The organism is Actinoallomurus sp. NPDC050550, from assembly GCF_040655075.1.
GTDB lineage: Bacteria > Actinomycetota > Actinomycetes > Streptosporangiales > Streptosporangiaceae > Actinoallomurus.
Map to the genome: position 1 here is coordinate 1 of NZ_JBFAJC010000133.1, position 3,472 is coordinate 3,472.

The 3,472-nt window shown below is 62.3% G+C and carries 4 protein-coding genes and 2 pseudogenes; 2 read left to right on the forward strand and 4 right to left on the reverse strand.

Annotation, left to right across the window (positions count from 1 at the left end; genetic code table 11):
- Positions 1-319, forward strand: a pseudogene (locus AB0I04_RS54970) (IS630 family transposase); the annotation flags it as partial.
- 69 nt (positions 320-388) lie between these two features.
- Here the strand turns inward: AB0I04_RS54970 and AB0I04_RS54975 are convergent.
- The 3 genes from AB0I04_RS54975 to AB0I04_RS54985 are packed head-to-tail and all read right to left on the reverse strand — an operon-like array spanning position 389 to position 2,338.
- Positions 389-1,066 carry a glycosyltransferase gene (locus AB0I04_RS54975; protein ID WP_360904991.1) on the reverse strand — a complete coding sequence of 226 codons (678 nt, stop codon included), beginning with the start codon at positions 1,064-1,066 and terminating at the stop codon, positions 389-391.
- A 2-nt stretch (positions 1,067-1,068) separates the two neighbouring features.
- On the reverse strand, positions 1,069-1,527 hold the full coding sequence (locus AB0I04_RS54980) for a GtrA family protein (RefSeq protein WP_360904994.1): 459 nt from the start codon (positions 1,525-1,527) through the stop codon (positions 1,069-1,071).
- A gap of 7 nt (positions 1,528-1,534) precedes the next feature.
- Positions 1,535-2,338 (reverse strand): WbqC family protein, encoded by an 804-nt coding sequence (locus tag AB0I04_RS54985; RefSeq protein ID WP_360904997.1) that lies wholly within the window; start codon positions 2,336-2,338, stop codon positions 1,535-1,537.
- Positions 2,339-2,667: 329 nt separating this feature from the next.
- On the opposite strand from AB0I04_RS54985, the gene AB0I04_RS54990 reads away from it, so the two are divergent.
- Positions 2,668-3,186, forward strand: coding sequence for a GNAT family protein (locus tag AB0I04_RS54990; protein ID WP_360905000.1), 519 nt, complete (start codon positions 2,668-2,670; stop codon positions 3,184-3,186).
- Positions 3,187-3,257: 71 nt separating this feature from the next.
- Here the strand turns inward: AB0I04_RS54990 and AB0I04_RS54995 are convergent.
- Positions 3,258-3,472: pseudogene (locus tag AB0I04_RS54995) on the reverse strand (hypothetical protein); the annotation flags it as partial.

Sequence of the window (3,472 nt, forward strand, 5' to 3'; positions counted from 1 at the left end):
TCTCAAGCCGCACAAGGTCGACACCTTCAAGCTGTCCAATGACCCGCAGTTCATCGACAAGGTCCGTGACGTCGCCGGCCTGTATCTGGACCCGCCGGACAAGGCCCTGGTGCTGTCGGTGGATGAAAAGTCCCAGATCCAGGCCCTGGACCGGTCCGCGCCGGTGCTGCCGATGATGCCCGGCATGCCTGAGCGCCACACCCACGATTAGGTTCGCAACGGCATCACCACTTTGTTCGCTGCCCTGGACGTGACCAGCGGACAGATCATCGACTCGATCCACCGCCGGCACCGGGCCACGGAGTTCAAGAAGTTCCTGATCAAGATCGTCGCGGCACTGATCGAGAAGGCGGCGCGCCCGGAAGTGGCACTCGATCCGGCGCGGAGGTCACGGCCACCACCGAAGGTACCGGTGGCCCTTGTAGGAGATAAGGTTGGCCACGCATAGCACGACGGGAAGCCGGGTGGCGAGGGACGCCGGAGGCATCGATTCGAAGGCGGACTCGGGCAGGCCGTTGCGCACCACCGTGATCTTTCTCGCGCGGACGCCCCCGTCGCGGAGCATGTCCTCGGCGACGGCCTGCGCGTTCGCCACGAGGTGGCCGGTCATCCGCGTTGCCACGGCGTCCAGGGCCAGCAGCAACGGGCGCCCCCGTTTGAAGTCCCCGAGACTGCGTCTCCCGGCCACGAGTACCGGAACGCCCGCCAGCCGTGCAGCCGGAGCGGCGGTCACGTAGCCGTGGAAGAGAAAGGCGTGGAGTACGTCCGGGCGAGCTCGGCGCAGGTGACCGACGAGCCGGAAGAACGCCGCGGCATTGCCCGACGGCATCCGCCGACCTGCCGAGGCGCGCTGGAACCCCAGGTTGACGACGGGCACCCCGGCGGCGCCGATGATCGTGATGGTAGGCACCGCAGTTCCCCGCCGCGGGACGGTGACCGTTGTTGCCCAGTTGCGCGTGTCACCCGTTCGAGGCGAGACCCCGGTCGGTCGGGGATCCCGGGCGCCTCGTTGATTGAGGACACAGCGCCCACCGTTTTGCTCGGACGGCGTCGCACATGCCGCCATGGTCAGGCGTTGTCCCGTCTCCGGAACGTCCAGGTCCGATGTATCGCGTAACTCAGCGGCGGGCTCAGCAGGATTATCAGCGCCTGCGCCATCATAAGGGGAATTCCGGCGAACTCCACCAGAAGAGGCAGGCCAATGACGGACGCGCCCAGAAAGCTCAGGCCGACGGCGTAGAAGCGCAGGTAGCCGGACACCCAGCCTTCACCGGAGACCTTGAAGACGACCATGCGGTACACCGGATAGACGATCACCACGGTGGCGAAATGGCTGACCACGACCAGGAAAAGATAGGGCACGGCATTCTTGGCGGCCAGTAATCCCAGACCAAGAAGAGCGTAATATATCCCAGCCGTCACGGCGCCTGCCAGCAGATATGTGATGCGCTCTCCGAGGAGAGTCGAGATCAACGCTCGCCGTGCGACGGGGGCCCCCTGGGCGCTACGGCTTTTCAGTTCGAACATGCCGCGGTCACTCCGGATCTGCTGTCGTCGCCCGGACGACGCCTTTGAGGTATCCGGCGGCAGCCTGACCCGTGTTGAGGATCAGATCGAGGACGGTCACCTGGTGGTCGAACGGTGGGTGGAGTTGCGGATATTCGGAGTAGCCGGAGTAGTCGAACCATCGAACCTCGATCCCCGCTTGTCGGAAGAGGCTTTCATCAAGGTAGGACCGCGCGGCCGGACCTGTCACATATTGGTCGGCGCCGGCCTTCTGGCACAGATCGACCAGGCGCTCGGTTTTGGATCCCTCCGCGCCATAGTCCTCGGACCTGGTCAAATTTGTCCGGATACCGAGGATGAGACAGATCCCTTTGAGGAAATGCCTGTTCACTGCGGACAGTTTATCGCTTTTACACTTCTGATAGAGTTCCTCCACGATTGGCGCCATCTCATCGAAACAGGAGGCCTTCCTGTATGCCTGTGCAAGTATTCGCCAGTGTGCGATGCGCCACTCCGGGTCACTTATTTCCACTTCGTTGATCAGCTGACTCCGAGGGCCGCGCTTGACTGGAACGGAGAGCCATTTGAGGCCCGTCGCCATCTTTATACGGTTGCGATTACGCCAATCCCTATCGGTATATTGCACGTCGTCGAACAGCATGAACTCGTCGACGTGAGTGATCAGGTCGAAATATCCTTTCCATGGAATATAGTTCGACTGGACTATGGCGATCCGTTTCATGCGCCGCACCCTTTCGGCTTGCTCGAACGCCGCGCTGCGTCTGGGGCATCCGGCGCTCCACGTAGGGATCACGACGGATACGGTGGTCACGGCGTCAGTCTGACGAATGCAGGTCCGGTACTCGAGAGCGCACGGCCGAATTTGCAGTATCTTGAGAAAGCCAATCCGCACCGTTCACCTCGATTCGATCGGCCACGGCAGAAGTCCGGCTGATCGTCTTTTTGATCGATCCGAAATCGGGCGCCAATCGCTTAATGTTCGAGTCTCATACTCGTCGTCCAGGCGGTCGTCCATCAATGTGATCACCGTGAGGCGGCATGGGACCGGTAAAAAAGGCCCCGTCGGACGGGTGGTTGAGGTAGAAGAGATGCCGTCCACGCTTCACCATGTGGCGGCCCACGCCGCACGAAAGGAAGGTCATGGAGATCAGACTGAGGCCGTTCCGCGAGGACGATCTGGACGTCTTCGAGGCGGAACGGGCTACGCCGGAGCTCAGGGGCGAATTCCAGTGGTACGGACACCACTCATATCGAAGGCTGCGTCAGGACTTCGCCGAGAACGGTCTTCTTGGCGCCGACTCCGGCCGCCTCGCCATCGACGCCGATGGAGACACCGCCGGATGGGTGATGTGGTCGAAGATGGCTTGGGGGCCGGATTCCACATGCTGGTGCTGGACGATCGGCATCTGCGTCTTTTCCGACTTCCGTTACAAAGGCATTGGAACCGAGGCCCAGCGCCAGCTCGTGGACTATCTTTTCGCCCACACCCGGGCGGAGCGCATCCAATGCTTTACCGACGTCGCGAATCGGAGCGAGCAGCGCGCCGTGGAGAAGATCGGGTTCGAACGCGAGGGAATCTTGCGACGCTCCCAATGGCGGAACGGCGATTGGCACGATCAGGTTCTCTACTCGGTGCTGCGTGAGCGAATTCCGCAGTGAGGCGACGCCGACCTAGGGCACGGACTCAGAGTGCCAAGTCGCGACGACGTCAGCGGGCGGCACCCCCAGTTTCATCCACCCGCGGGCGCCCCGCCAGGGGCATGAAAATCTAGGGCGTGTTTCCTTGTCTTCGACGCCGAGCGGTACAAGGAGCGCAACACGGTGGAGCGCTGCTTCAACAAGCTGCGGCAATTCCGGGGGAAGCGGGGATGCGATTCCAGCCACTTCACGATGGCCGGGCGCTTGTGGGTGCCGTAGTTGTCGCAGATCAGATGGATGTCCAGGT